The 24411-nt window shown below is 66.4% G+C and carries 19 protein-coding genes and 1 tRNA gene; 5 read left to right on the top strand and 15 right to left on the bottom strand.

Annotated features, from left to right (window positions below; all coding sequences use genetic code 11):
* Positions 1–78 precede the first annotated feature (78 nt).
* Positions 79–258 (top strand): 50S ribosomal protein L32, encoded by a 180-nt coding sequence (rpmF, locus tag E3C22_RS20500; protein ID WP_134763747.1) that lies wholly within the window; start codon positions 79–81, stop codon positions 256–258.
* A 158-nt stretch (positions 259–416) separates the two neighbouring features.
* On the opposite strand, the gene E3C22_RS20495 is transcribed toward rpmF, so the two are convergent.
* Entirely contained in the window at positions 417–752 is a 336-nt protein-coding gene (locus E3C22_RS20495; RefSeq protein WP_134763746.1) for a hypothetical protein, read from the bottom strand.
* 139 nt (positions 753–891) lie between these two features.
* Positions 892–967, bottom strand: a tRNA-Thr gene (locus E3C22_RS20490).
* 441 nt (positions 968–1408) lie between these two features.
* Between E3C22_RS20490 and E3C22_RS20480 the strand changes: the two genes are divergently transcribed.
* The 3 genes from E3C22_RS20480 to E3C22_RS20470 all read left to right on the top strand — a co-directional run bounded on the left by E3C22_RS20480 (position 1409) and on the right by E3C22_RS20470 (position 4589).
* Positions 1409–2209 (top strand): exonuclease domain-containing protein, encoded by an 801-nt coding sequence (locus E3C22_RS20480; RefSeq protein WP_134763744.1) that lies wholly within the window; start codon positions 1409–1411, stop codon positions 2207–2209.
* An 86-nt stretch (positions 2210–2295) separates the two neighbouring features.
* Positions 2296–2613 (top strand): DUF2147 domain-containing protein, encoded by a 318-nt coding sequence (locus tag E3C22_RS24585; protein WP_167591847.1) that lies wholly within the window; start codon positions 2296–2298, stop codon positions 2611–2613.
* 113 nt (positions 2614–2726) lie between these two features.
* Positions 2727–4589 (top strand): cisplatin damage response ATP-dependent DNA ligase, encoded by a 1863-nt coding sequence (locus tag E3C22_RS20470; protein WP_134763742.1) that lies wholly within the window; start codon positions 2727–2729, stop codon positions 4587–4589.
* A 136-nt stretch (positions 4590–4725) separates the two neighbouring features.
* On the opposite strand, the gene E3C22_RS20465 is transcribed toward E3C22_RS20470, so the two are convergent.
* The 9 genes from E3C22_RS20465 to E3C22_RS20425 all read right to left on the bottom strand — a co-directional run bounded on the left by E3C22_RS20465 (position 4726) and on the right by E3C22_RS20425 (position 17845).
* Positions 4726–5445 carry an SDR family oxidoreductase gene (locus E3C22_RS20465; RefSeq protein ID WP_134763741.1) on the bottom strand — a complete coding sequence of 240 codons (720 nt, stop codon included), beginning with the start codon at positions 5443–5445 and terminating at the stop codon, positions 4726–4728.
* Positions 5446–5531: 86 nt separating this feature from the next.
* On the bottom strand, positions 5532–6995 hold the full coding sequence (locus tag E3C22_RS20460) for an aldehyde dehydrogenase family protein (RefSeq protein ID WP_134763740.1): 1464 nt from the start codon (positions 6993–6995) through the stop codon (positions 5532–5534).
* Between the two features lie 22 nt (positions 6996–7017).
* A complete protein-coding gene (locus E3C22_RS20455) occupies positions 7018–9552 on the bottom strand; it encodes a branched-chain amino acid ABC transporter ATP-binding protein/permease (RefSeq protein ID WP_134763739.1) in 2535 nt (844 codons plus the stop codon).
* Positions 9549–10427, bottom strand: coding sequence for a branched-chain amino acid ABC transporter permease (locus tag E3C22_RS20450; RefSeq protein ID WP_134763738.1), 879 nt, complete (start codon positions 10425–10427; stop codon positions 9549–9551). The genes E3C22_RS20455 and E3C22_RS20450 overlap by 4 nt, the downstream gene beginning before the upstream one ends.
* Before the next feature lie 113 nt (positions 10428–10540).
* On the bottom strand, positions 10541–11791 hold the full coding sequence (locus tag E3C22_RS20445; RefSeq protein ID WP_206026998.1) for an ABC transporter substrate-binding protein: 1251 nt from the start codon (positions 11789–11791) through the stop codon (positions 10541–10543).
* 287 nt (positions 11792–12078) lie between these two features.
* Complete coding sequence (locus E3C22_RS20440; RefSeq protein WP_245515110.1) at positions 12079–13482, bottom strand: aldehyde dehydrogenase family protein; 1404 nt, start codon at positions 13480–13482, stop codon at positions 12079–12081.
* A gap of 428 nt (positions 13483–13910) precedes the next feature.
* Positions 13911–14300, bottom strand: coding sequence for a cupin domain-containing protein (locus E3C22_RS20435; RefSeq protein ID WP_134763736.1), 390 nt, complete (start codon positions 14298–14300; stop codon positions 13911–13913).
* Between the two features lie 19 nt (positions 14301–14319).
* Complete coding sequence (locus tag E3C22_RS20430) at positions 14320–16101, bottom strand: thiamine pyrophosphate-binding protein (RefSeq protein ID WP_134763735.1); 1782 nt, start codon at positions 16099–16101, stop codon at positions 14320–14322.
* Between the two features lie 22 nt (positions 16102–16123).
* On the bottom strand, positions 16124–17845 hold the full coding sequence (locus E3C22_RS20425; RefSeq protein ID WP_134763734.1) for an FAD-dependent oxidoreductase: 1722 nt from the start codon (positions 17843–17845) through the stop codon (positions 16124–16126).
* 172 nt (positions 17846–18017) lie between these two features.
* Between E3C22_RS20425 and E3C22_RS20420 the strand changes: the two genes are divergently transcribed.
* The gene (locus E3C22_RS20420) at positions 18018–19040 is read left to right on the top strand and encodes a LysR substrate-binding domain-containing protein (protein WP_245515109.1); all 1023 of its coding nucleotides are present in this window, start codon (positions 18018–18020) and stop codon (positions 19038–19040) included.
* Here E3C22_RS20420 and E3C22_RS20415 read toward each other — a convergent pair.
* The 4 genes from E3C22_RS20415 to E3C22_RS20400 all read right to left on the bottom strand — a co-directional run bounded on the left by E3C22_RS20415 (position 19037) and on the right by E3C22_RS20400 (position 24402).
* Entirely contained in the window at positions 19037–19990 is a 954-nt protein-coding gene (locus E3C22_RS20415) for an NAD-dependent epimerase/dehydratase family protein (protein ID WP_134763733.1), read from the bottom strand. The two genes, E3C22_RS20420 and E3C22_RS20415, sit on opposite strands and share 4 nt — an antisense overlap.
* Before the next feature lie 43 nt (positions 19991–20033).
* Positions 20034–20945 (bottom strand): NAD-dependent epimerase/dehydratase family protein, encoded by a 912-nt coding sequence (locus E3C22_RS20410; protein WP_245515108.1) that lies wholly within the window; start codon positions 20943–20945, stop codon positions 20034–20036.
* An 83-nt stretch (positions 20946–21028) separates the two neighbouring features.
* The gene (locus E3C22_RS20405) at positions 21029–23539 is read right to left on the bottom strand and encodes a branched-chain amino acid ABC transporter ATP-binding protein/permease (protein WP_134763732.1); all 2511 of its coding nucleotides are present in this window, start codon (positions 23537–23539) and stop codon (positions 21029–21031) included.
* Positions 23536–24402: a branched-chain amino acid ABC transporter permease gene (locus E3C22_RS20400; protein ID WP_134763731.1), complete on the bottom strand. Its 867-nt coding sequence runs from the start codon at positions 24400–24402 to the stop codon at positions 23536–23538. Before E3C22_RS20400 ends, E3C22_RS20405 begins: the two co-directional genes overlap by 4 nt.
* Between the last annotated feature and the right edge of the window lie 9 nt (positions 24403–24411).

Here is a 24411-nt window from a genome sequence, read left to right as displayed (position 1 = left end):
CCGGACGACGAGTGACAGACGACGAACGCGACCGGCCGTGGTTTCCCTTGGGGGCCGGTGCCGGAAATGGAGCAGACCATGGCCGTACCCAAACGGAAGACCACCCCGTCCAAGCGCGGCATGCGCCGCTCGGCCGACGCCATCAAGGCGCCGACCTATATCGAGGACAAGAATTCCGGTGAGCTGCGCCGGCCGCATCACATCGACCTGAAGACCGGCATGTATCGCGGCAAGCAGATCCTCACCGTCAAGGACTGACCGGACCTCGGTCATCGCTAGACGCATGAATCAGCCGGGCCCGGCCCGGCTTTTTCTTTGCCTGCCGATTTCCAGCGCGTCGGCTTTTCGGTTGTCGACTTGATCATCCGGCCGCACCGACTGGCAGGGCGGCGGAATACATACAGGGTCATATCATATCAAAGTGATGGTCCGCCATGCCACAAAAGTTTGATAGCCCCCGCTATTGCTAGGAAGCAGATCACCCAAAGGACAATTTGTCCGGAGGATCCAGACAATTTCATGCCGAATCCTTCAAAATTGATTGGACCCTCGGTCTGACGAAACAGAGCTACGATGGCAAATGAACCGATAAATGCAAATGGCAATCCAATAATCGCTGCAAAATTTCTGAAAACAATTTTGGTTAGTATTGGGTCAAATCTGTTAAGCCAAGCTGCGAAAATTAAAGCTAGCACGGAAATTAAAATTAAGAGAGCTACGGCGGTATTGACCGCATTTCGGTAATCTTCCACCAAAGCCTCCCTTGAAGACGCCGGCTATGTCCGGAAGTTTGCAATCAACCGCAACTTCCGCCTGCAGTCCACTACGACTATCGGCAAGGGAGTTTGCACCGCCGACAATGCCCACAGGGAGGGGTAAGTCTTTGAAAAATGGTGCCCCAAGCCGGACTCGAACCAGCGACCTACGCATTACGAATGCGTTGCTCTACCAACTGAGCTATTGGGGCACTCCGCGGCGAGGGCATGCGCCACCCGACGACGCCGCCCTGATACCGGCAAAAGGCCGGGGGTTCAAGGGCCATTCCCGCGGCGGGCCGAAACCGCGTCAGCCTGGAGACAGCCGGGCGCCAATGGCCCGCACGCGGGAACCGGCCGGCTATCGCTGGAGATCTCGGAAAAAGCGCGGAGCGCTTGCCAACGATGGCTTGCGTCCGCAACCTTCCTGCGGCTCTGCGGCTCTGCGGCTCTGCGGCTCTGCGGCTCTGCGGCTCTGCGGCTCTGCGGCTCTGCGGCTCTGCGGCTCTGCGGCTCTGCGGCTCTGCGGCTCTGCGGCTCTGCGGCTCAGGCGCTCGATTGCGACGCTGCCCTTTCGGCGCGCCGCGCCCCGGCGCCGCCTGCCGCCAGAAAGTTCTTGTTTTGATCGTCGCAAGCACCGATCTTGTCGGGTGATGACCGATCTCTTCCCACCCGTGCGGACCACCCCGTCGCTGTTCGCCGAAGCCCCGCCGTCGCTCGTCCGGGTGATCGACACCGAGACCGCCGGCCAGCGGCTGGAAGAGGATGCGGTGATCGAGATCGGCTCGGTCGACCTCGATCTCGTGACCGGCGAGATTTTCAATCCGATGCAGAGCTTCTGCGATCCGGCCGGCGTTCCCATCAATCCCCATGCGCGCAACGTCCACCACATCTCCGACGTGATGCTCGCCGGCGCGCCGGCCTTCGAGACGGCCGCCGCGCCGTTCCGCACCGCCCCGGTCTTCGCCGCCCAGCGCGCCGAGTTCGACCGGTCCCGTCTCAGATTTGCCGGTCGCTGGCTGTGCACCCACAAGCTGGCGCTGCGAGCCTTCCCGGGCGCCAAGGCGCACGGGCTGCAGAGCCTCGTCAAATACGTGCCGCTCGATCTTTCTCCGGTCGAGCCGCTGCTGTCCGGCCTCAGCCCGCACCGGGCGCTCTATGACGCCGTCTGCACCGCTGTCCTGTTGCGCCGGATCGCCGAGGTGCTGATGCCGCGCTGCCACGACCTTGCCGACTTCCTCGAGCGGGCGGAGAGGGCCTCGCGCGAGCCGGCGCTGCTCGCCAAGCTCCGCTTCGGCCGGCACAAGGACATCCCCTTGGCACAGGTGCCCGACGACTATCTCGAATGGCTGACCCGCGAGCCCGGCATGAACGCCGATGCCGTCTTCACCGCGAAGCATCACCTGCAGCTGCGCGGCATCCGCGGCGCTCGGGCGCTGCCCCAGCGCGTCTGATCGCCGCAGCGCCCGCCACCTTTTTGCGCCAGGATTGGCCTAGGCTCCTCGTCATGGACAAACGACGCAGACTATTCGCGGCTTCCTTGATCGTCGCTGTGACCGCCGAGGCGGCGAATGCCGCGCCCGCCATCCTCGGCAACTGGGTCGCCGAGGACGGGACCAGGATTGCCGTCAAACCCTGCGGCCCGGCCGTCTGCGCCACGATTGCCAGCGGTGCCTTTCGCGGCGCCAACGTCGCCACCGTTTCCGGCGCCCTGCCGGAATGGAAGGGACGGGTGCGCGATCCGCGCAAGGACCAGAGCTATGACGGCTCGCTTCGCTTGAACGGGCGGAAGCTCGAATTGCGCGGGTGTCTCGCCCGGGTCTTCTGCCGGACGGTGCAGACCTGGTCGCGGCCCTGACCGAGACGGCCGCGGGCCGCCTTTTCCTCGCCGAGCCCTCCTGGGATCGATGGGGCGGATCGGCAGGCAGCGCCGCCTTGCCGTTGCCGATCGCCATTGCATCTTGATCGGCGATGAAAGCCTTTGCCGATCTCCTCGACGCCCTCGTCCTGCAGCCGTCCCGCAACGGCAAGCTGAAGCTGCTCGCCGATCATTTCGCCGCCGTGCCGGATCCTGAAAGAGGCTATGCGCTCGCCGCAATCACCGGCGATCTCGACATCGCCAGCGTCAAGCCGGCGATGCTGCGCGATCTCGTCACCGACCGGATGGACGAGGTGCTGTTTGGCTATTCCTACGACTATGTCGGCGATCTTGCCGAGACGATCTCGCTGGTCTGGCCGGAAGCCGGCGGGAACGGGCATTCGGCGCCCGTGCCGATCCATCCCCCTTCGTCGGCTTTTCCGACATCTCCCGCTGAAGGAGGGAGGTTACCGGCGGGAAGTCCCGACGACCGGACAAACGCCGATGCCGATCGCGACCGGACGGGCGACAGCTGGTCGGACCCATCGATCTCCCCCCTTGCGGGGGAGATGCCGGCAGGCAGAGGGGGGTATGATGGCGCGGCCTCGACCATCGAGCATCAAACCGCCCCCTCGCTCGCCGAGATCGTCGCCCGCCTCGGCGCGGCCTCCCGCCGGGAGGGGCCGAAGCTGGTGGAAGCCTGGCTCGACCGGCTCGATGCGTCCGGCCGCTACGCCCTTTTGAAGCTCGTCACCGGCGGTCTGCGCATCGGCGTCTCGGCCCGCCTCGCCAAGCAGGCGCTGGCCGAGTTCGGCGGCAGGGACGTAGCCGAGATCGAGGAGCTCTGGCACGGGCTCGAGCCGCCCTATGAGGCGCTGTTCGCCTGGCTGGAGGGGCGCGGCGACAAGCCGGTTTCCGCGGCGCTGGCGCCGTTCCGACCGGTGATGCTGTCGCAGCCGCTGGAAGAGCCCGACCACGGGCTGATCGACCCCGACAGCTACGCCGCCGAATGGAAGTGGGACGGCATCCGCGTCCAGGCGAGCGCCGAGGGCGGCGTGCGCCGGCTCTATTCGCGGACCGGCGACGACATTTCCGGCGCCTTTCCGGACCTTGTCGACTTCATGACCTTTTCGGGAACCCTCGACGGCGAGCTGCTGGTCGCCGAGACCGGCGCGGGCGGCACGCCGAAGATCGCCGGCAGCGAGCCGGACGACATCGTCGCCGGGACCTTTTCCGATCTTCAGCAGAGATTGAACCGCAAGAGCGTCTCGGCGGCGATGCTGAAGAAGCACCCGGTCTTCCTGCGCTGCTACGATCTTCTCGTCGCCGACGGCGAGGATCTGCGCAGTCTCACCTTTGCCGAACGGCGCGAGCGCCTCGCCGCCTTCGTCGCGCGGCTGGAGCCGAGCCGCTTCGACCTCTCGCCGCTGGTGCCGTTTGCCGATTTCGGCGAGCTTGCGGGGCTGCGGGCCGAGCCGCCGCATCCGGTGATCGAGGGGCTGATGCTGAAGCGCCGCGATTCGGCCTATGTCCCCGGCCGGCCGAAGGGGCCGTGGTTCAAGTGGAAGAAGGACCCCCATCTCGTCGACGCGGTGCTGATGTATGCCCAGCGCGGCCACGGCAAGCGCTCGAGCTTTTATTCGGACTATACGTTCGGGGTGTGGAGCGGGCCGGCCGACGATCCGGAGCTGGTGCCGGTTGGCAAGGCCTATTTCGGCTTCACCGACGAGGAGCTGAAGCGCCTCGACCGCTATGTGCGTGCCAACACCATCGAGCGCTTCGGGCCGGTGCGCGCGGTCAGGGCCGAGCCGGACCATGGCCTCGTCATCGAGGTCGCCTTCGAGGGGCTGGCGCGCTCGAACCGCCACAAGTCCGGTGTCGCCATGCGCTTTCCGAGGGTCTCGCGGCTGCGATGGGACAAGCCCGCCCGCGAGGCCGACCGGATCGAGATGCTGCAGGCGATGCTGCCCGATTGACAACGAACGTGCGATTTTCGGATCGCCGATCCGGGGCGCCTCGACCACATCCGTCCGCCGAGTGGACCGGGGTGGTGGTCGAGACGCCTTCGGGCACGATCCGCGTCAGGCACGCGCTCCCGGCTCCTGCCGCCGATCAGATCAGGCCGCCATTCGGCTGGACGATCTGGCCGAGCATCCATGAGGCCCTGTCCGAGGCGAGAAAGGCAACGACGGCGGCGATCTCCTCGGGCCTGCCCACCCGGTTGAGCGGGCTCATGGCAGCCGAGCGCTGCAGCGCAGCCTCGTCCTTGCCGGAACGGAAGAGGTCGGTGTCGACCGGCCCCGGCGCGACGCCGTTCACCCTGACGCCGCGGCCGGCGAGTTCCTTCGACATCGAGCGCACGAGGCATTCGACCGCCCCCTTCGAGGCGCTGTAGGGGCCAAGACCGGGGGCCGCGTGGCGGACCAGCGACGTCGTTAGGGCGACGACCGAACCGCCGTCGGCGACCCGTCGAGCCGCCTCCGCCAGGATGTTGAAGGCGCCGACGATGTTGACCTCGACGAGACGGCGGAAAGCTTCCGGATCGAAGGAGGCCATCGGCCCCGGCGGAACGTTGATGCCGGCATTGGCGACGACGCAGCTCGGCCGTCCGCCGAAGTCGGCCTCGACGTCGGCAAAGACCTTTGCGACCTCTTCGGCCCGGGTGATGTCGGCCTTGTAGGCGCGCACCGTGCGGCCGGCCGCGGTGCCGATATCCTGCGGCTCGCTGGCAACATAGGTCAGCGCGACGTCGAAGCCTTCGGCGCCGAGGGCCTCGACGCAGGCCGCGCCGATGCCGCGCGAGCCGCCGAACACGATTGCGGTCTTGGTCATGATCGTTCTCCTTTGCTGGTGAGGCGGAGCCGGAATCGCCCGTCTGTCCGCGCCGGCTGCCTCGAAATGTCTCTCGCTTCGCTCCGTCAGAGGCCGGAGATCGTCACCACCCGCTCCTCGGTCATCTCGCGGATGGCATAGTGTGGGCCTTCCCGCCCGAAGCCGGAATCCTTCGAGCCGCCATAGGGCATCATGTCGACGCGCGAACTCGAGGTTTCGTTGATGTGGACGCCGCCGACATTCAGCCGCCGTGCCGCGCCAAGCGCGTCGGTCAGCCGGTTGGTGAAGATGCCGGTGGCAAGGCCGTAGGGCGTCTGGTTCACCCGGTCGATCGCCTCGTCGAGGGTCGCGAAGGGCGACAGGCAGACCACCGGTCCGAAGATCTCCTGGCAGCCGACCCGCATGGACGGATTGATGTCGGTCAGGAGCGTCGGTGGCAGGACGGCGCCCTTTCGCGGGCCGCCGACCAGCTGCCTGGCGCCCTTCGACCTCGCCTCATCGATCCAGGCCTCGACACGGGCGGCTTCACGTTCGGCGATCAGCGGCCCGACGACCGTCGCCGGATCCCGCGGATCGCCGAAAACGAGCTTCCCGACGAGTTCGGCGAGACGCTCCTCGACCTCGTTGCGCAACGGTTCTGCGACGAGCAGGATCTGCACCGAGGTGCATACCTGCCCGGCCTTGCGATAGCCGGCGCCGGCGATCTTCGGCAAAGCCCGGTCGAGATCGGCGTCTTCGCAGAGGATGGTGAAGGCGATCGACCCGAGCTCCATCTGGGTCCGGCGAAGCCCCGCCGCGGCCTGGATCGCCCGCCCGACCTCGGTGGAGCCGGTGAAGGCGAAGAACCGGACCGCCTGATCCTCGAGCAGCTGGCGCGCCGTCTCGCCGCCTCCCTGGACGAGCGACAGAAAGCCCTCCGGCATCCCGGCGTCGACGAGGATGCGGCAGAGTTCGAAGGCGGTGAGGGGCGTATGGCTCGAGGGCTTGAGGACGACCGCATTGCCGGCGGCAAAGGCCGGCGCCAGCTTGTGGGTCACCGTGTTGAGCGGCGAATTGAACGGCGTGATGGCGGCCACGACGCCGAGCGGCACCCGCAGCGTGAAGCCCATTCGGCCGGCCTGGTTCGGCGCCCCTTCGAGGGGGATCATGTCGCCGGAAAGGCGTCTGGCCTCCTCGGCCGAGAGCCGCAGGGTCTCGATGCAGCGGCTGACTTCGCCGCCGGCGTCGGCGGCAGTGAAGCCTGCTTCGGCCTGCATGGTGGCGATCAGCGTTCCGCGGCGCTCGGCGACGAGTTCGGCCGCCCGATCGAGGATCGAGCCGCGCTGGTAGGGGGCCGGTGCGCCCGACCTGAAGGCCCGGTCGGCGGCAGCCACCGCCGCGGTGACCTGCGCGCCGCTGGCCTGCCTCGTCGCCGCAAAGGCCGAGAGGGCGTATTTGTCGAGCACCGGCAGCTCGGGACCGTCGCCAGCGGTCCATGTCCCTCCGATCAGGAGCGGATAATCGGATGCCTTGCCCTGACCATTCGTTCGATCGGCTGTCGTGCCTGTCACGATGTCATCCTTCCATGCCTGCTCAGAGCCACAGGATTTCCTTGCGGTAGTCGATGTCGTTGAGAAGCGCGTCGGCCGGGCCCTCGTGGAAGACGGTGCCGCGTTCGAGCGCGAAGACGCGGTCGGCCAAAGCCAGCACCAGATCGAGGTTGTGCTCGACGATGAGGATCGGCAGCCTGCTGCGCAGCCGGTCGAAGACCCGGAACAATTCTTCCACCACGGCGGGTGCGAGCCCCTCGAACGGCTCGTCGAGAAGCAGCAGCCGGCAATTGCCCGACAGGGCCCGCGCCACCGCCAGCATCTGCTGCTCGCCGCCCGACAGGAAATCGGCGCTGGAGCGGTAGCGCTCCCTCAGGCGGGGGAACATCTGAAGGATCTCCTCCTCGCTCCACACCACGCCGTCCGACCCGTCGGTCCTGCGCGCGAGCCGGCCGAGGCTGAGATTGTCGGCAACGCTCATTCCGGCGAACAGGCCGCGACCCTGCGGCACGTAGCCGACGCCGAGACGCGCGATGGCAGGGGCATCGAGACCGACGAGTTCCCGGCCCTCGAAGTCGATCGAGCCGGACCGGGCGGCGACCAGCCCGGCGATCGTCTTCAGGAAGGTCGACTTGCCGGCGCCGTTGCGGCCGAGAAGCGCGACGATCTCGCCCTTGCGGATCTCGAGGCAGGCGTCGTCGAGGATATGGCACTTGCCGTAGTAGGTGTTGACCTTGTCGACCTTCAGTACCGGTTCGGCGGGAGCCGAACCGGCAGCTGCCCGGCCGGTAACCTGGGGCGTTCCGGTACCGGTATAGATTTCCTGGACGCGCCGGTCGGCCCGGATCGCCTCGGGGCAGCCGGTGACGAGGACCGAGCCCTCGTTCATCACCGTGACGTTCTGGGAGAAGCCGAGGACACGGTCGATGTCGTGTTCGACGATGAGGACGGGAATGTTCGCCGCCACCGTCGTCACCAGCCGCGAGACACGCTCGCGTTCGGCCGCGGCAAGCCCTGCCAACGGCTCGTCCAGGAGCAGGACCTTCGGCCGCGAGGCGAGCGCGATGCCAAGATCGACGAGGCGCTGGCCACCATAGGAGAGGTCGCCGGCCTTGATGTCCTCGATGCCCTCGAGGCCGAGGAATTTCATCAGCTCGACGGTATCGGAATGGATCGCGCCATAGCTGTCGATGTCCCGCCACGCGTTGAAGCGCCCCGGGTGACGCGCCTGCGCGGACAGCCTGAGATTTTCGTAGATCGTCAGCCCCTCGAAGAGGTTGGTGATCTGGAATGAGCGGGCGAGCCCGGACTGGCAGATGGCGTCCGCCTGCAGCCTGTGGATCTCCCGGCCATGCAGCCGCACCCGTCCGCCATGGGGCGGGAAGCGTCCGGAGATCAGGTTGAAGAGCGTCGTCTTGCCGGCGCCGTTCGGTCCGATCAGAGCGTGGATCTCGCCGGACTTGACCGTCAGGCTGGAATCCCTGACCGCCTGGATGCCGCCGAAGCGCCGGGATACCCCTTCGACTTCGAGAACCGTGCCGGCGACGGGTTCCGGCTGCAGGAAGGCCGGCAGGGCTAGGCCTTCGTAGATCTTGCGCCGGCTCATCGCCGCGCTGTCTTCGGGCTCCGGCTTCCAGCGCTTCCTCACCAGCGACCAGATGCCGACGATCCCGCCCGGCGAGTACATGACGAAGGCGACGAAGATCAGCCCGAACCAGAACATCCAGTCGCCGGTCCAGATCGAGAAGAGCTCGCGGAAGACGATGAAGAAGACGACGCCGATCGCCGGTCCGAGGATGTTGTGCATGCCTCCGATGACGACCATGGCGAGGAGCTCGCCGGACATCTCGACCGAGGTCGCCTCGGCGGTGACCAGATAGTGCTGGAAGCCCGACAGGCCGCCGGCCAGCGCCGTGACGGCGGAGGAGAGGACGAAGACGCCGAGCTTGTAGCGCTGGACCTTGTAGCCCTGGAAGGTGGCCCGCTGTTGGTTCTCGCGGATGGCGACGAGAACGTGGCCGAAGGGGGAGCGCAGGACCCGGATCAGGCAGAACAGGACGATCAGCGCGACCAGCGCCACGAAGATGTAATAGGCCTTCGGGTCGGCGAGATGGATCGGGCCGAGACTGCCGCGCTGAAGATTGCCGAGGCCGTCCTCGCCGCCGGTGAGCGCCGTCCATCGGAACGAGATCGTGTAGGTGAGCGCCGACAGGGCAAGGGTCATCAGGGCGAAATAGACGCCGCGGCGCCGCAGCATCAGCGCGCCGACCACCGCGGAGAGGATCGCGACGAAGACGACCGCGAAAAGCAGCGGGAGGATGATCTGGCCGCTGAACCATTCGCGCTGGGCGATGGCGGCTGCATAGGCGCCGATGCCGAACCAGGCCCCATGGCCGAAGGAGACGAGGCCGGTATAGCCCATCATCATGTTGAGGCCGAGGACGGCGATCGACAGGAAGACGACGACGGTCGCCGTATTGATGGTGAGCCCGATCAGCGACATGGCGAAGGGGAGCGCCACCAGCGACACGGCCGCGACCAGCAGAGGGCGATAGATGTCGATGCGAGCGGTGGTCATTTGTCGAATTTCTCGATCGACTCGCCGAGCAGTCCGCGCGGGCGCAACAGCAGAACCACGAACATCAGGACGTAGATCGACGCTTCGCCGGCTGCCGGCAGGAAATGGATCGTGACGCCGCGCACGACGCCGACGAGGAGGGCGGCGAGGACGACGCCCCAGAAGCTGCCGAGCCCGCCGATGATGACGACGACGAAGGCGACGGTGATGATCTCCGCTCCCATGGCGGGATGGACGATGGTGATCGGGGCAAAGAGGGCGCCGGCGAGCGCCGCGATCGCGACGCCGATGACGATGACGCTGGTCATGTAGGGCTGCAGCCGGATGCCGAGCGCGGCGACCATGTCGGGGTTCTGGATCCCGGCCCGCACCACGCGGCCGAAGGCGCTCTTGTTGAGAAGCAGCCAGATGCCGAGCAGGATGAGAGCGACGATCGCGATCATCAGCAGCCGGTACTGGGAAAACAGGAACGGCCCGACGATGACGGCGCCGCGCATGGCGGCCGGCATCGTGGCGGGGATCGGGGCGGCACCCCAGATCATCCGGATCGCCTGTTCGGCGACCATGGCGAGCCCAAAGGTGACGAGCAGGCTGAGGATCGGGTCCTCGCGATAGAAGCGCCTCAGGATGAAGCGCTCGAACAGGATGCCGAGGACGCCGACGGCGACCGGCGAAACCGCCACCGCCGGCGCGAAGCCGACCGTGTCGACGAGCGTCACGAAGACATAGGCGCCGAGGGCGTAGAACGCCCCGTGTGCCAGATTGACGATGCCGCCGACGCTGAAGATCAGCGACAGGCCGAGGGCGATCAGGAGATAGTAGCCGCCGAGGACGAGGCCGTTGACGACCTGTTCGAGCAGAAAGACGATCTGCATGGTTCAGCCGAATGGGAGGGATGGGTCGAAGGGCATCCCGGCCCTGCTTTCGAGAAAGCCGGGATGCGAATGGTGCGTCGGCCGCCCCGGGGCAGGGGCGGCGGTTCCGACCCTCAGAGCTTGCAGCTGTTCTGCTTCTCGTCGGGATAGATCGTCTCGAGGTCGACATCGGCGGCGGGAACGGCCTCGCCGAGCTTGATCATCGCGTATTCGTCCTCGGCATCGGGATCGACGGTGAACGAATAGGCTTCCTGGATCAGCTGATGGTCCCAGGCCCGGAAATGCGCCGGGCGGGCCTTGAGAATGTCGAACTCGGCGCCCGATTCCAGATATTTGATCAGTTCCGGCGTTTCCGCCGAACCGGTCTCGCCGATGCTCTTGGCCATGATCTTCAGGGCGATGTACGAGATCCAGGCGTGGTTTTCCGGGATCTTGTCGTATTTCGCCTTGAACGCCTCGACGAAGGCCTTGGATTCCGGGGTCTCCAGCGTGTGGTACCAGACCGTCGGCCAGGTGCCTTGCAGATTGCCGAGGCCCGCGGCCCAGGCGTCCGCCGTGTTCAGGTTGAAGCCGACCGTCGGATAGGGCAGCCCGAACTCGGAATACTGCTTGACGAAGTTCGTCACCTGATTGCCCGCCAGGTTGAGGCAGACAACGTCGGGATTGGTCTGGCGGATCTTGATCAGAAGCGGGCTGAAGTCGGTGAGGTCGGTGGCGACCAGCTCGTCGGCGACGAGTTCGGCGCCGTTGCGGTCGAAGAAGTCCTTGGCCGCCTTGAGAAGATCGTGGCCGAAGACGTAATCCGCCGTCAGCGTCATGAACTTCTTGCCTTCGACCATGCCGTCGCGTTTCAGCGCCGTACCGACGGCGTTGACCATGACGGTGTTCGGAATGTCGGTGCAGAACATGTACTTGCTGCAGTTGTCGCCGCGCAGCACGTCGGAGCGTGGGCCGACGGCGACGAACAGCTTCTCGTTCCGCGCCGCGACCTGGGAAATCGCCAGCGCCGAGGCCGAGCTGATCTCGCCGATCAGGAAGTCGGCCTTGTCGCGCTCCAGCATCCGCTGCGCTTTGGTGGCAGCGGTGTCGGGGTTGATGCTGTCTTCCGACATGATGTTCAGCTGACGGCCGTTGACGCCGCCGGCCTGGTTGATCTCCTCGGCCGCCATCTGGATGCCGAGGGTCGCCCATTCGCCGAGAGCACCGAGAAAGCCGGTCTTCGGCGTCAGGTGGCCGACATTGATCGGTCCACCCTGTGCTCTGACGATCGACGGAAATCCGAGCGTGGCGGCGCCGGCGAGGCCGAGCTGCAACGTGGCGCGGCGGGTGAGCCCGCCGGAAATCGTCTTCGGTGTATGGTTCATAGGTCCCGCTCCTCCCAAAGCGGGCGCAGAGCCCACGGTCGCCCGCGGCTGCGCCGATAGAGCGCCGTGCGTCCGAATGGACGCAGAAGGGGACGCTCCAACTGTCTGACTCGCCGCATCGGGCGTTCCGATAATCGATGCCGATTTCCGGGCCGATGCTGCGGCGTGTTGCTTGCGCGATCGGTCTGCCACCGATTGCGCGAGACTACGGAAGCCGCGGACCATTCGGAAATATGATTAAAGCAGAAGGCTATAAGCAGAATGTATGGCCTGCCCGAGCTTCCCGCTCAGAAGCTGAACGACACCAGCCGCTCTTCGGTCATTTCCTTGATCGCATAGGCGGGCCCTTCGCGGCCGAAACCGCTGTCCTTCGAGCCGCCATAGGGCATCATGTCGGCCCGCGACGAGGAGGTCTCGTTGATGTGCACGCCGCCGACGCGCAGCGCCTGCGTCGCGCGCAGCGCATGGTCGAGACGGTTGGTGAAGACCCCCGTGGCGAGGCCGTAGGGCGTCGAATTCACACGGGCGATCGCGGCATCGAAATTCTGAAAGGTCTCGATGCAGACGACCGGGCCGAAGATCTCGTTGCAACCGACGCGCATGGTCGGAGTGACGTTGGAGAGCAGCGTCGGTGCCACCACCGCGTTTTCCCGCGTGCCGCCGGCAAGAAGGGTGGCGCCATCATTCAGCGCGTCCTTGATCCAGCCTTCGACCCGCTCGGCGTCCTGCAGCGAGATCAGCGGTCCGGTGACACAGCCGTCCTTGCTGGGATCGCCGTAGACGAGATCCTTGACCCCCCTCGCCATTTGCGTGGCGACGAGGTCCGCGACGTCTTCGTGCACCAGCAGGATCTGCACCGACGTGCAGACCTGGCCGGCCTTGCGATAACCGGCGGCGATAGCCTTGGGCACCGCGCGCTCGAGATCGGCGTCCTTGTCGAGGATCGTGAAGGCGATCGAGCCGAGTTCCATCTGCGTTCGCCGCAGGCCGGCCTGTTCCTGGATCTTTCGGCCGACCCCGGTCGAGCCGGTGAAGGCGACATATCGGACGCGTTCGTCCCGCAGGGCCGCAGAAACGGCGGGACCTGACCCGTGGAAGACCTGGAGATGGCCGGCCGGAAGTCCTGCGTCGAGAAAGGTCTGCGCCACCAGGCACGCCGTCCGCGGCGTCTGGCTGGCCGGCTTCAGCACCACCGTGTTTCCGGCGGCAAGTGCCGGGCCGAGCTTGTGGGCCACGGTGTTCATCGGCGCGTTGAAGGGCGTGACGGCGAGGACGACGCCCAGAGGCACGCGCAGCGTATAGGCGGTGCGCTTCGCCTGACCCCTCGCACCGGCGATCGCTACCACCTCGCCGGCGAGGCGCCGGGCCTCTTCGGCCGACAGGCGATAGGTCTCGACGGTGCGGTTGATCTCGTTGCGGCAGTCCGAGGTCGTATAGCCGGTCTCGATCTGCATCACTTCGAGGAAGGTATCCGCCTGAGCCAGGATCCGGTCTGCGACCCGGTCGAGGATTTCGCCACGCTCGAAGGCGGAGAGCTGGTCCGCCTCGAAACGCCCGGCGGCGACGTCCAGCATCGCGGCGATCTGCCGGGGCGAGGAGGAGGGCAGCCGCGCGACGGGTTCGAGGGTGAACTTGTCGAGCACCTCGCAGCCGTCCTCCTCGCCGCCGATCCATTCCCCGTCGAGCAACATGAGACATGTCGCGATGCCGTCGGATGTCGTTTCAAAAGGATATGCCATTGCTCTCTCTTCGGATCTCGGACTTGGACGGTCCGCCGGCGTAGCCGGTCTCGGCGCCACGACGGGCACTCGCCGCCGGCCTGCGCGCGGCACGCACCTTCCCTGCACCGGGAAGGCGGGGGTCACCCGGCCAGGGTCCAGCGGCAAAACGGTCTGTTTTCTAGGCTCTCGGGGCGGCGAGCGTCCCGATAGCGAATGGCCGGGCGGCCCTGCCGCGCCGATATTGCCGGCGCAGAGAGGCCGTTGCAGCGGCCCCGGATCTGCCGCCCGAGAAGTCCGGACGAAGCGCCGCTATGTCGGCCTCCGGCAGCGGTGCCGGTGCGTGCGATCTCACCGGCGGCCCTCTTTCCTCTGTTGCGAAGAAGGAGCCGCCAGCGGGCTCAGATGTCGTTGATCGGGGTCGTCACGACGATGAAGGTGAGATCCCCGAGCCCGGTGTTGACGATGCTGTGGTAGGTGCCGGGCGCCAGGAAGATCACGTCGTTCTTGCGCACCACGCGCTTCTCGTCGTCGATCTCCATCAGCCCTTCGCCGTCGAGGATGTGGTAGACCTGCTCCTGAACCTCGTGGACGTGGCGCTCGACATAGGCCATCGGCTGATAGGTCGAGATGCGGTAGTCGAGTTGGTGCGAGCCGGTGGTCGTCGGATGCGCCAGCGGCTTCGACAGCGCCCCGCCGTGATGGGCGGGAAACTGCTGCCACGGAACCTCCGCAATGTTGCGGACGACGGTCCGCCGTTCGACCGTTGCCGGTGTGTCTCTTTCGCTCATGGTCTCGTCTCCTTGCGGTTCATTCGGGTTGCCAGGCCTTGCCGAAAGCCGGTTCCTTCGGGGTGAGCGGCGGCAGCTCCCAGGAGCCGGTCGCCGGCGGGCGGACATTCCCGTCGACATGGACGTCGATGAGCACCGGCTTGTTGAGGGCGATGGCGTTTTCGAGGACGCCCGCGAAATCCTCGGACCGGGTGACGGTGAAACCCTCGACGCCGGCAGCGCGCGCCCAGGCGGCGAAGTCGGGGTTATAGGGCTCGGCATTGTCGCCGCGATAGAAGCCGGTGCCGTATTCGCGGCCGTCGAAATAGCCGTATTGCAGGTCGCGGATGGCGCCCCAGACGAAGTTGTTCCAGACCACCCAGATCACCGGGATGTCGTATTCGACCGCCGTGCAGAGAACGTGCGGCACCATGGTGAAGCCGCCATCGCCGCAGACGCTGATGCAGGGACGGTCGGGCGCGGCGAGCTTGGCGCCGAGGATCGAGCTCGGCCCGAAGCCCATGCCGGAATAGCCCCAGGTGTTCAGCATGCTCTGCGGGCCGCGCGCCTTCCAGAACTGCATGTACCAGTTGTGATGGACGCCGGAATCGAAGGACAGGATGGCGTTTTCCGGAATGACCTTCAGGCAGTCCTCGACGATCCGATAGGGAGAGATCGGCGAGACGTGCTGCCCCCAGTTGGGAGCCAGGAACTCGTTCCATTCCTGCCGCCATTTGCCGATCTGCTCTTGCCAGCCGGCAAGGCGGGGTTCCTCGCCGACACCGCGCCCGGACAGCTCGCTCATCACCTGGGTGAGGAAGGTGCGGGCATCCGCGAGGATCGCCAGGTCCGGCGTGTAGTTGCGGGTCATCTCGGCGTGGTCGAGGTCGACATGGACCAGCGCCGTATGGGGGAAATTCCAGGAATAGCCGGGTTTCCAGCTGGAGGCCGAGCGGTCGTCGAAGCGGGCGCCGATCGCCAGCACCAGATCCGCGTGCCGGCCGGCCTGATTGGCCTGATAGGCGCCGTTGCGGCCGATGAAGCCGAGCGACAGCGGATCGTCCATGTCGATCGTGCCCATGCCGTTCGGCGAAGAGATCACCGGAATGCTCAGCCAGTGGGCGAGCCTGGTCAGTTCGCGCGATGCTTCTGACAGTGTCACGCCGTGGCCGACGAAGATGACCGGGCGCTTTGCGGCGAGCAGCCGGTCGACGACGTTCGCGACATCGTCGGGGCTCGCGCCCGGCCGGCGTTCACCGAACGCGCTGCCCTTCACCTCGGGGGTCAGGTCGGCTTCTTCCTGGAACAGGTTGTAGGGGATGTCGAGATTGACCGGGCCGGGCCGGCCGGTGGTCATCGTCGCGCAGGCCTGGCGGATCTGCAGCGGCAGCATTTCCGGCCGGGTCGGCTGGAAGGAGCGTTTGACCACCGGCCGGATGACGCTGTTGAAATCGGCCTGATGGTGCAGGTTCAGCTCCTGGAACGGGCCGCGATTGAACTGCTGGGTCGGCACGTTGGCGGTGATCGCGAGGACCGCCGAGCTGTCGGTCTGGGCGACGGCGAGGCCCATGATCTGGTTGGCCGAGCCCGGTCCGGTCGAGGTCAGCGTCGCGGCGACCTTGTGCGAGACGCGGAAGTATCCGTCGGCCATGTGCACGGCGGTCTGCTCGTGGCGCGGCGAGATCATCTTCACCGCGTCGCGCACATCGTAGAGATGGTCGATCAGACCGACGGTGCCGTGGCCGCAAACGCCGAACACGTAGGGTATCCCTTCGCGCACCAACGCCTCGGCGATGTATTGGCCACCTTTTTGCATTGCCATGTGAGACCTCCTCTCGATGTCTTCAGGTCCGGTCGGCGGTGCATCGCGCCACCCGCCAGCCGAACGTCATTCCCATTCCGATCTGAGCCCCGGCACCTGGATATTCTCCGGCAAAGCAGGACTGCATGTCGTTGCCGCACACATAAAGGCCGGGAATGGGATCGCCGGTCTCTCGGAGCACCTCACCGTCGATCGAGGCCGAAAGGCCCCGGCTCGTCCCGAGCGGGGTCGGGTGCAATTCGACAGCGTAGAGCTGCGTCTCGCCGACCGTCCCGATGCAGGGGTTCGGCTCCTGGGCCGGGTCGCCGTTCGAGCGCTGATAGATCGTCGAGCCGCGCGAAAAATCTTCGTCGACGCCCGAGCGGACGAAACCGTTGAACCGCTGGATGGTCTTTTGCAATTCCTCCGCCGGGACGTCGATCTTCGCCGCCAATTCCTCGACCGTCGCGCCGTATTTCAGATAGCCGTCAGCGAGATAAGGTTTGAGGAACGGCGTGCGCGGGCGGATGATGCCCATCCCGTAGCGCCGCAGGAACCGGCGATCGCCGATGATCCAGGCGGGAATGCAGGGTTCGTCGTCGTTCGCGGCGTACATCGCGCGGACGAAATCGTGATAGGAGAGCGCCTCGTTGGCGAAACGGCGTCCCCGCTGATTGACGATGATGCCGCCCGGCTTCGCCCGGTCGAGGGCGATGTGCGGGAAGACGGCAAGGCTGCCATCTGCGCGCTTGCGCAGCGACGAGGGGAACCAGAGCCCGTTGTCGAGCCCGGGCGCGCCGAGTGTCGCTCCAATTGCCAGCGCGAGTTCGATCGTCGTGCCGCAGGCAAAGGGCGCGGCCGGGGAATGGTCCGGCGTCGGTGTCGGCAGTTCGCGAGCCCGCCACGCCTGGCTCGACGGATAGCCGCCGCCGGCCAGCACGACGCCGCGGGCGGCGTTCAACGCGCCGGCCTTGCCGTCGCGCTGATATGACACGCCGGTGACGGCCTCGCCGTCGTCGGTGTTCAGGCCTGTGACGGTGACGTCCTCGTAGACGAGCCCGCCCCGCTTCAGCACCTCGTGGAGCAGGCGTGCCACCAGCCCGTTGCCCATGACCAGGCGGGTGCCGCGTTTGTATTTCAACCGGTCTCTGACATAGCGGCCGGTCAGACGCGCACCGAGCATCATCGCCCGCAGCGACTTTTCCGCATGCACCAGCTGACCGGCCTCGGCGCGGGTGACCATCATCCCGCCGAAGACCGTCAGTTCCGGAATGGGAGGCGCCAGGAGATCGAAGTAACCGCCAAGCTTGCGGCCGTCGAAGGGCAGCGGTTCGAGCGGCCGCCAGCCGCTGCCGGCCCCGTCGATCTCCGGCCGGTAGTCCGGCGCAGCGGGCATCGGGCGGAAGGCGATCTCGGCCCGATCCGCAAGGTCCGCCTGCATGCGCGGCGCCGTGTCGAGAAAGGCCTGCCAGGGTCGGCGCGGACCGCGATTGCCGACCAGGCCTTCGAGATAGGTGGCTGCCCGTTCGTCGTCGCCAGTGATGCCTTCGTTGCGCATCATCCGGTTGTTCGGCACCCAGGCGGTACCGGAAGAGCGTGCGGTGGTGCCGCCGAAATGCGGCGCCTTTTCGAGGACGACGACCCGCAACCCGGCGAGAAGCGCGGTCAGCGCGGCGGTCAACCCCGACGCGCCACTGCCGAGGATGATGAGGTCCGCGTCTCGAACGCGATCGAGGGGCGGACGCTGCTTGGGGTCAAACGGCATTGGCAAAGTCCGCCCTTCCTGCGATATAGCCGGTCTGAGCCGCGTGACTTCGGTATTCCACCCGGTACGGCCGGGCGCGGACGCCGCTTCGGTCCGGTTGGCGCGCAAAGGCGATACGGCCTTCCGCCCGATCCTCGGCTCCATTCCAGGACAAGGGTGATTTACGGTGGCCATGGATGCAGTTGTCGACAACGCGCCCGACAGCGGTGGCAGACGCACCGAGCGGTTCATGGACGTCCGCCAGATGCGCTACCTCGTGGAGATCATCGAGGGTGCCAGCTTTTCGCAGGCGTCCCGCAGCCTCAACATCGCCCAGCCGGCTCTGAGCCAGCAGATCTCGCGCCTCGAGCACGACGTCGGAACGCCGCTCCTCATCCGCTCGAGCCGCGGCGTCAGCCCGACCAGCGCGGGCCGGATCCTCTACCGCCAGGCCAAGACCATCCTTCGCCAGATCGAACAGGCGATGACCTCGGCGCGGGAGACCAAGGACGTCATCACCGGGCTGGTCACCCTCGGTCTGCCGCCGACGACCATGGCCAATATCGGCGTGGCGCTGACGGAACGCCTGAGGGAAAGCCAGCCGGGCATCCAGCTGAATCTCGTCGAGGGTCTGAGCGGCGATCTTCAGCGGCAGGCCCGTGCCGGCGATCTGGACATCACCGTCTTGTTCACCCAGGAGGGGGTCCCCGGCTGGTCCTGCGAGGCGCTGCTGCGCGAGGAGCTGTTCCTCGTCCTGCCGATGGACGAGCGCTATTTTCCCTTCGAGACGACGAGCGTCTCGCTTCGCGAGATCGCCGGCCTGCCGCTGATCCTGCCCAGCAGCAAGCACAGTCTGCGTCGGCGCATCGACATGGAGTTCGAGCGGCTGGAAATCACCATCGCACCGATCGCCGAGATCGATTCCCTGACCGTCCTGATGCAGTGCCTCGCCCGCGGCATGGGCGCGACGATCAAGCCGAGCGCGGCGATCAAGGTTCATGGCATGGACCTCGCCTCGCGCTGGCGATGCCTGCGTGTGAACGACGTCTCGCTGACCCGCGTCAACTATCTCTACAGCTCTTCCGCCACCGACCATCTTCCGGCGGCCCGGGTGGTCGTCGACGAGATCAACCAGCTGTCCCACGACCTGACGGCCGACGGGTCCTGGCCCGGTTGCACCTTCATCGGTCAGGTCTTGCCGCGTCCGAAGCATTAGCGCCGCCCTGCGCTGTTGCGCGCTTCGTCGATCAGCAGCCTGATGCCCCGCTCGATGGGAAAGCGCGGCTTAAAGCCGAGTTCGGCTTTGGCCCGGGCGATATTTAGCGCGCCCTTTCCGACGGAGAGAATCTTGTCGTCCAGGTAATAGGGCCCCGCCTCGACGGTGACGCTGGCGCCCCGAACCGCGCGGTTGACGATATCCGCGACGTCGCCGAGCGTCGGGGCCTCGCCAGTGGCGATCTGATAGGTATCGAAACGGTGGTCCGCTTTGTCGAGGGCCAGCACGATGCCGTCGACCGTGTCGTCGATATGGACCTGGTCGACGGCGAAATCGCCGCCGCTCGCCTGCCGGAACGCTTTGCCGGAGAGCGCGGCATCGACATAGGTCTTCGGCATTCTCGGACGCGGCAGGTCGGGACCGTAGACCCAGCAGGTCCGCACATGGATACACTCCATTTCATGGTTGCGGGCAAAGGTCCGGCCGAGATTTTCCGCCGCGAGCTTGGTCAGGCCGTAGATGCTCTTCGGCCGTTGCGGGTGGTCCTCGTCGATGACCGGGCGCTCGAAGTCGCCGTATGTCTCCTCGGTCGAGACATGGATCATGCGCCGCACGCCGGTCTGTCGCATCGCCTCCAGAAGATTGGCCATGCCGCCGACATTGACCCGGATCGACAGTTCCGGCGCGTCGGCGCATTGCAGGACGCCGACGATCGCCGCGCAGTGAATTACCGTATCCGGACGGTATTCGCCGATGACGCGACGCGCCTCTTCGCCATCGGTCAGGTCGAGGGTCGCATTGACGAGGTTGGCATTGCCGGCGGCGAGCGCCTCGGCCTGGGGGCCAAAGCGCAGATCGGCCGCCACCACGCGGTCGCCGCGCCCGACGAGTTTGCGGACAATGGCGCCTCCGAGCCAGCCGGCACCGCCGGTCACCAGTATCGTCTTCATCCTCGTCTTCCTTTCGTTGGCGCCGGGAGCCGTCCTGGACGCATCATTCCTCGACCAGATGCCGCAGGCTGTTCCGGGCGACGAAGCCAAGGTCGCGCGCGGCCAGTTCTGTGTCGTAGAGGCTGGCGAACGGCCTGTTCCGGTAGAGCGCGGGATCGCGGACCGCGATCGCGTCGCCATGCAGGCGCCGTGCCCGTTCCAGGGTCGGTTCCGGCGACAGCGTCTCGGCATTGGCGATGAAATAGGCGCGGAATTCGCCAGGATTGACCGGCCGCTCCAAAGCGAGGCGGAACGCCCGCGCGAGGTCGCGCGGCTCGATATAGTTGTAGAAGGCCCCGCCGCCTGCGCTGGACGGTCCCCCGGCCGGGGTGCCCTTGTAGGCCTGCGGGTCGGCGTGGCGGGCGCGGATCTCCCCCTCCATCTCCGGATAGGCGACGAAGACGGTGCGAAGGGCCACCACGCTCATGCCCCAATGGGTGTAAGAGCGCGCGATGTCCTCGCCGATGATCTTGCTCAGCGCATAGGGATCCGTCGCCTGCAGCGGATGATCGAGATCGACCGGCATGTAGCGCGGCGGCACCATCGCGCCTTCGCGCACGGTGTAGCCGACAACGGAATCGCTGGAGCAGAAGATGACGTTGCCGATCCCCGCCTTGCGGGCCGCCTCGAACACCTGCCAGGTGCCCATCACGTTGGTCTGCATGATCTCCTCGCCCGAGCCGCTCCAGATATTGGCGCGGGCGGCGGCATGGATGACCGCGTCGACCCCGTCGACGGCCGCAGCGACATCGGCGGCGGACGTGACGTCGCCGACCATCCATTCGCAGGGTTCGGGGCCGACGCCGAGGTCGAATCCCCTGACCCGGTAGCCGGCCTCCGTCAGGTCCCTGACGATATGGCGGCCGAGCAGGCCCGCAGCCCCCGTGACCAGTACGAAACCCTTGTCAGTCATCATGCCCGTCTTCGCTGATCGTTACGTTCGGCGGTCGCAACCTCTTCGGGATGCGGCCGGTATGGGTTGGCTGGGTGCGCCCCCGGTCAGGCGGCGATGCCGAGAAGCTGATCCTTCAGCGTCGGATTGCCGGCGAGTTCGTCGGACGCGCCATCGAAAGCGACCTTGCCGTTGACGAGGACGTAGACCCAGTCGGCGAGGGCGATGACCTCGTCGGCATGGTGTTCGACGATCAGCAGCGAACTGCGGGTGCTGATCGTGCGGACCGCCGCCTTCACCTCCGCCACGACGGCCGGCGCCAGTCCCTCATAGGGCTCGTCCAGAAGGATGAGCTGGCTCGGCACCATCAGCGCACGGGCGATCGCCACCATCTGGCGCTCGCCGCCCGAAAGGTTCTGCGCCTTGGAGCGGGTCAGAACGCGCAGCCTGGGGAACAGGTCGTGGATTTCCTCGAGGCTCGCACCGCCGCTGCGCGCGGCCAATGCGAGGTTCTCGTTGACCGTGAGGTTCGGGAACAGCCGGCGTCCTTCCGGCACGATGGAAATGCCGGCGCGGTTGATGAGGTCAGGCCGCAGATTGCCGATGTCCCGGCCGCCGAAGAGGATCTGCCCGCGCTTGGGGTGGATCGTGCCCATGATGGTCTTCAGGGTCGTCGTCTTGCCGACGCCGTTGCGGCCGAGCAGGGCGACCACCTGGTTTTCGCGGATGACCATGTCGACACCCTCGAGAACGGTGCCCCCGCCATAGCCGGCGCTGACGTCCTTGAGTTCGAGCAGCGGTTCGGCCGCCGTTCGATCGGTGCTTGCGGCCTTGGCCGATCCCGCCGGCACCGTTTCGGAACTGCCGCTGCCCATATAGGCCTCGATCACCGCCGGGTCCCGGGCGACTCGCGCCGGCTCGCCATCGGCGATCAGCCGCCCTTCGTGGAGCACGGTGATGCGGTCGGACATCGCGATCACACGGTCGATGTCGTGTTCGATCAGCACCACCGGATGGGTGGTCGAGAGCTTCTTGATCAGGTCGGACACGACGATGCGGTCGCTCTCGCCAAGGCCTGCCAGAGGCTCGTCGAGAAGCAGGATCTCCGCCTTGCCTGCCAAAGTGACGGCGATCTCGAGAAGCCGGATCTCGCCATGCGGCAGTTCGGTGCAGGGCCTGGAGGCGCGGTCGAGAAGGCCGACCGCGTCGAGGATGGACCAGGTCTCCTCGCAGATCGCGGCATCGCTATGGGCGTCGCGCCAGAAGGCGATGGTACCCTTGCGGCCGGCCTGCACCGCCATCCGCACGTTCTCGAAGGCCGTCAGGTTGGGAAAGACGCTGATGATCTGGAAGGACCGGGCGATGCCGAGCCGCGCCCGCTTGTGGGTCGAAAGGGCGGTGATGTCCTTGCCGCGGAAGAGGATCTGGCCGCCGTCCGGTCGCTGGAGCCCGGTCAGGAGGTTGAAGAACGTCGTCTTGCCGGCGCCGTTCGGGCCGATCACGCTGTGCAGCGTGCGCTCGTGAAACGCCAGGGAGATGTCCTTCTGGGTGACGATCGAGCCGAACGACTTCGACAGCTTGCGGACCTCCAGCACGGCGGCGCCTGCCTCGCGGCTTTCGCCGGTCCGTGCGGTGAAGGGCTGGATGCTGGACGGCATCGGCGGGACCGTGTTGCGGGTCAGCGTCCAGTGGTCGCGCTTGAAGAGCTTCAGGAAGATGCCCTGCATCCCCTCCGGCGACAGGATCGCGAAGATGATGATGATCGGCGCGAAATAGAGCCACCAGTTGTCGGTGATGACGCTCAGCTGCTCCTCGAGCAGCAGGAACGTGATGGCGCCCCACAGCGGTCCGAGGAAATGATGTACGCCTCCAAGGGCCGCCATCAGCACCGGATCGCCGGCGCGCTGCCAGTTCATGTTGTCGGCATAGGCGCCCTGCAAGAGAAGCGCGAGCAGGCCGCCGGCGATGCCGACGATGGTGGCGCCGATGGCAAATCCGATCCACTTGATCGCGAAGGTGTTGTAGCCGAGGGTCATGGCGCGCTGTTCGTTGTCGCGCACCGCCTGCATCGTCCGGCCGAACGGGATGTGCGCCAGCCGCCACATGCCGGCGATCAGCAGGATCACCAGCGCGACGGTGAACCAGTGGAACGACAGGGCATCGGTGAAGAGCGGGCGGGGCACGCCCTGGATGCCGTTCTCGCCGCCGGTCAGGTCCGTCCACTGGAAGGCGACCTCGTAGCCAACCTGCGACAGAGCGAGGGTGATGAGGGCGAAATAGACCCCGGTGCGGTGCAGGATGACGGCGCCAAGGAGGACCGCCGCGACGAGCGAGAAGGCGGCGGCGAACAGCAGCGCGACGATCTCGTTGTTGACGACCGGTCCGAAAAGCGAAATCGCCACCGCGTAGCTAGCGCATCCGAAGAACACGGACGCGCCGAACGGCACCAGGCCGATATAGCCGATCATCAGATTCACGCCCATGGCATAGAGGACGTAGATGGTGATCTTGGTGGTGTAGGTGATCGCGTCACCCTCCCAGAGCGTGAACAGGCTCAGGGCGAGCAGCACCAGCGTGCTGACCAGCACCGGATGCTTCAAGACTGCGGGCATCTTCATTCGAAACGTTCCCACTGAGTGCCGAGCAGACCGCGCGGGCGTACGAGGAGGATGAGCAGCATCAGGACGTACATCGCCGCCGAGGAGGCCTCGGGCCAGAACTGGACGGTCAGCGCCGTGGTGATGCCGACGAACAGCCCGGCGATCACCGCCCCGCTGAACGACCCCAGCCCGCCGATGGCGACGATGACGAAGGCCGGCATGATGGCGTTGGCGGCCATCGAGGGAGACACCGTCCAGAGCGGCCCGGCGAGAACGCCGGCGATCGCGGCAATGCCGCAGCCGAGGCCGAAGACGGCGGTGAAGACGCGCGGCAGGTTGATGCCGAGCATGTCGACCATCTCCGGATCCCGGCTGCCGGCGCGGATCACCCGGCCATAGGGCGTCAGCGCCAGGAAGGCCCACAGCGCAAGCAGGACGGCGACGGTAATGACGAGCACCGCAAAGCGGTAGGTGGTCATCAGGATCGGGCCGATCTCGACGATGCCATTGAAGATCGCCGGCGGCGAGAGCGGCCGTCCGCCGGTGCCCCAGACCGAGCGGATCACCGCCTCGATCAGCAGAGCGAGGGCGAAGGTGACGACGAGGCTGAGCAGCGGTTCCTTGCCGTAGAGACGGCGGATCAGGACGACCTCGACGAGCATTCCGATGGCCGCGGCCAGAAGCGGAGCCGCGATCGCCGCGCTCCATCCGAAGCGGCTGGCGAGCTCATAGGAAAAATAGGCGCCGAGGGCGAAGAACGCCCCGTGGGCGAAATTGATGATGCCGAGCATGCCGAAGGTGATCGACAGCCCGACCGAGATCAGGATGTAGATCACTCCCAGCACGACGCCGTTGGCGGCTTGCGAGAGGATGATTTCCATAAGGTTCCG

It is taken from the genome of Jiella endophytica (assembly GCF_004519335.1).
Taxonomy (GTDB): domain Bacteria; phylum Pseudomonadota; class Alphaproteobacteria; order Rhizobiales; family Rhizobiaceae; genus Jiella; species Jiella endophytica.
This window is presented reverse-complemented; position numbering and strand designations above follow the sequence as displayed.

Excerpts from the sequence above, each read along its gene's own strand:
- rpmF (WP_134763747.1), top strand. The coding sequence starts at position 79 with ATGGCCGTACCCAAACGGAAGACCACCCCGTCCAAGCGCGGCATGCGC.
- E3C22_RS20480 (WP_134763744.1), top strand. The coding sequence starts at position 1,409 with ATGACCGATCTCTTCCCACCCGTGCGGACCACCCCGTCGCTGTTCGCC.
- E3C22_RS20470 (WP_134763742.1), top strand. The coding sequence starts at position 2,727 with ATGAAAGCCTTTGCCGATCTCCTCGACGCCCTCGTCCTGCAGCCGTCC.
- E3C22_RS20465 (WP_134763741.1), bottom strand. The coding sequence starts at position 5,445 with ATGACCAAGACCGCAATCGTGTTCGGCGGCTCGCGCGGCATCGGCGCG.
- E3C22_RS20455 (WP_134763739.1), bottom strand. The coding sequence starts at position 9,552 with ATGACCACCGCTCGCATCGACATCTATCGCCCTCTGCTGGTCGCGGCC.
- E3C22_RS20450 (WP_134763738.1), bottom strand. The coding sequence starts at position 10,427 with ATGCAGATCGTCTTTCTGCTCGAACAGGTCGTCAACGGCCTCGTCCTC.
- E3C22_RS20445 (WP_206026998.1), bottom strand. The coding sequence starts at position 11,791 with ATGAACCATACACCGAAGACGATTTCCGGCGGGCTCACCCGCCGCGCC.
- E3C22_RS20440 (WP_245515110.1), bottom strand. The coding sequence starts at position 13,482 with ATGTTGCTCGACGGGGAATGGATCGGCGGCGAGGAGGACGGCTGCGAG.
- E3C22_RS20435 (WP_134763736.1), bottom strand. The coding sequence starts at position 14,300 with ATGAGCGAAAGAGACACACCGGCAACGGTCGAACGGCGGACCGTCGTC.
- E3C22_RS20430 (WP_134763735.1), bottom strand. The coding sequence starts at position 16,101 with ATGGCAATGCAAAAAGGTGGCCAATACATCGCCGAGGCGTTGGTGCGC.
- E3C22_RS20425 (WP_134763734.1), bottom strand. The coding sequence starts at position 17,845 with ATGCCGTTTGACCCCAAGCAGCGTCCGCCCCTCGATCGCGTTCGAGAC.
- E3C22_RS20420 (WP_245515109.1), top strand. The coding sequence starts at position 18,018 with ATGGATGCAGTTGTCGACAACGCGCCCGACAGCGGTGGCAGACGCACC.
- E3C22_RS20415 (WP_134763733.1), bottom strand. The coding sequence starts at position 19,990 with ATGAAGACGATACTGGTGACCGGCGGTGCCGGCTGGCTCGGAGGCGCC.
- E3C22_RS20410 (WP_245515108.1), bottom strand. The coding sequence starts at position 20,945 with ATGATGACTGACAAGGGTTTCGTACTGGTCACGGGGGCTGCGGGCCTG.
- E3C22_RS20405 (WP_134763732.1), bottom strand. The coding sequence starts at position 23,539 with ATGAAGATGCCCGCAGTCTTGAAGCATCCGGTGCTGGTCAGCACGCTG.
- E3C22_RS20400 (WP_134763731.1), bottom strand. The coding sequence starts at position 24,402 with ATGGAAATCATCCTCTCGCAAGCCGCCAACGGCGTCGTGCTGGGAGTG.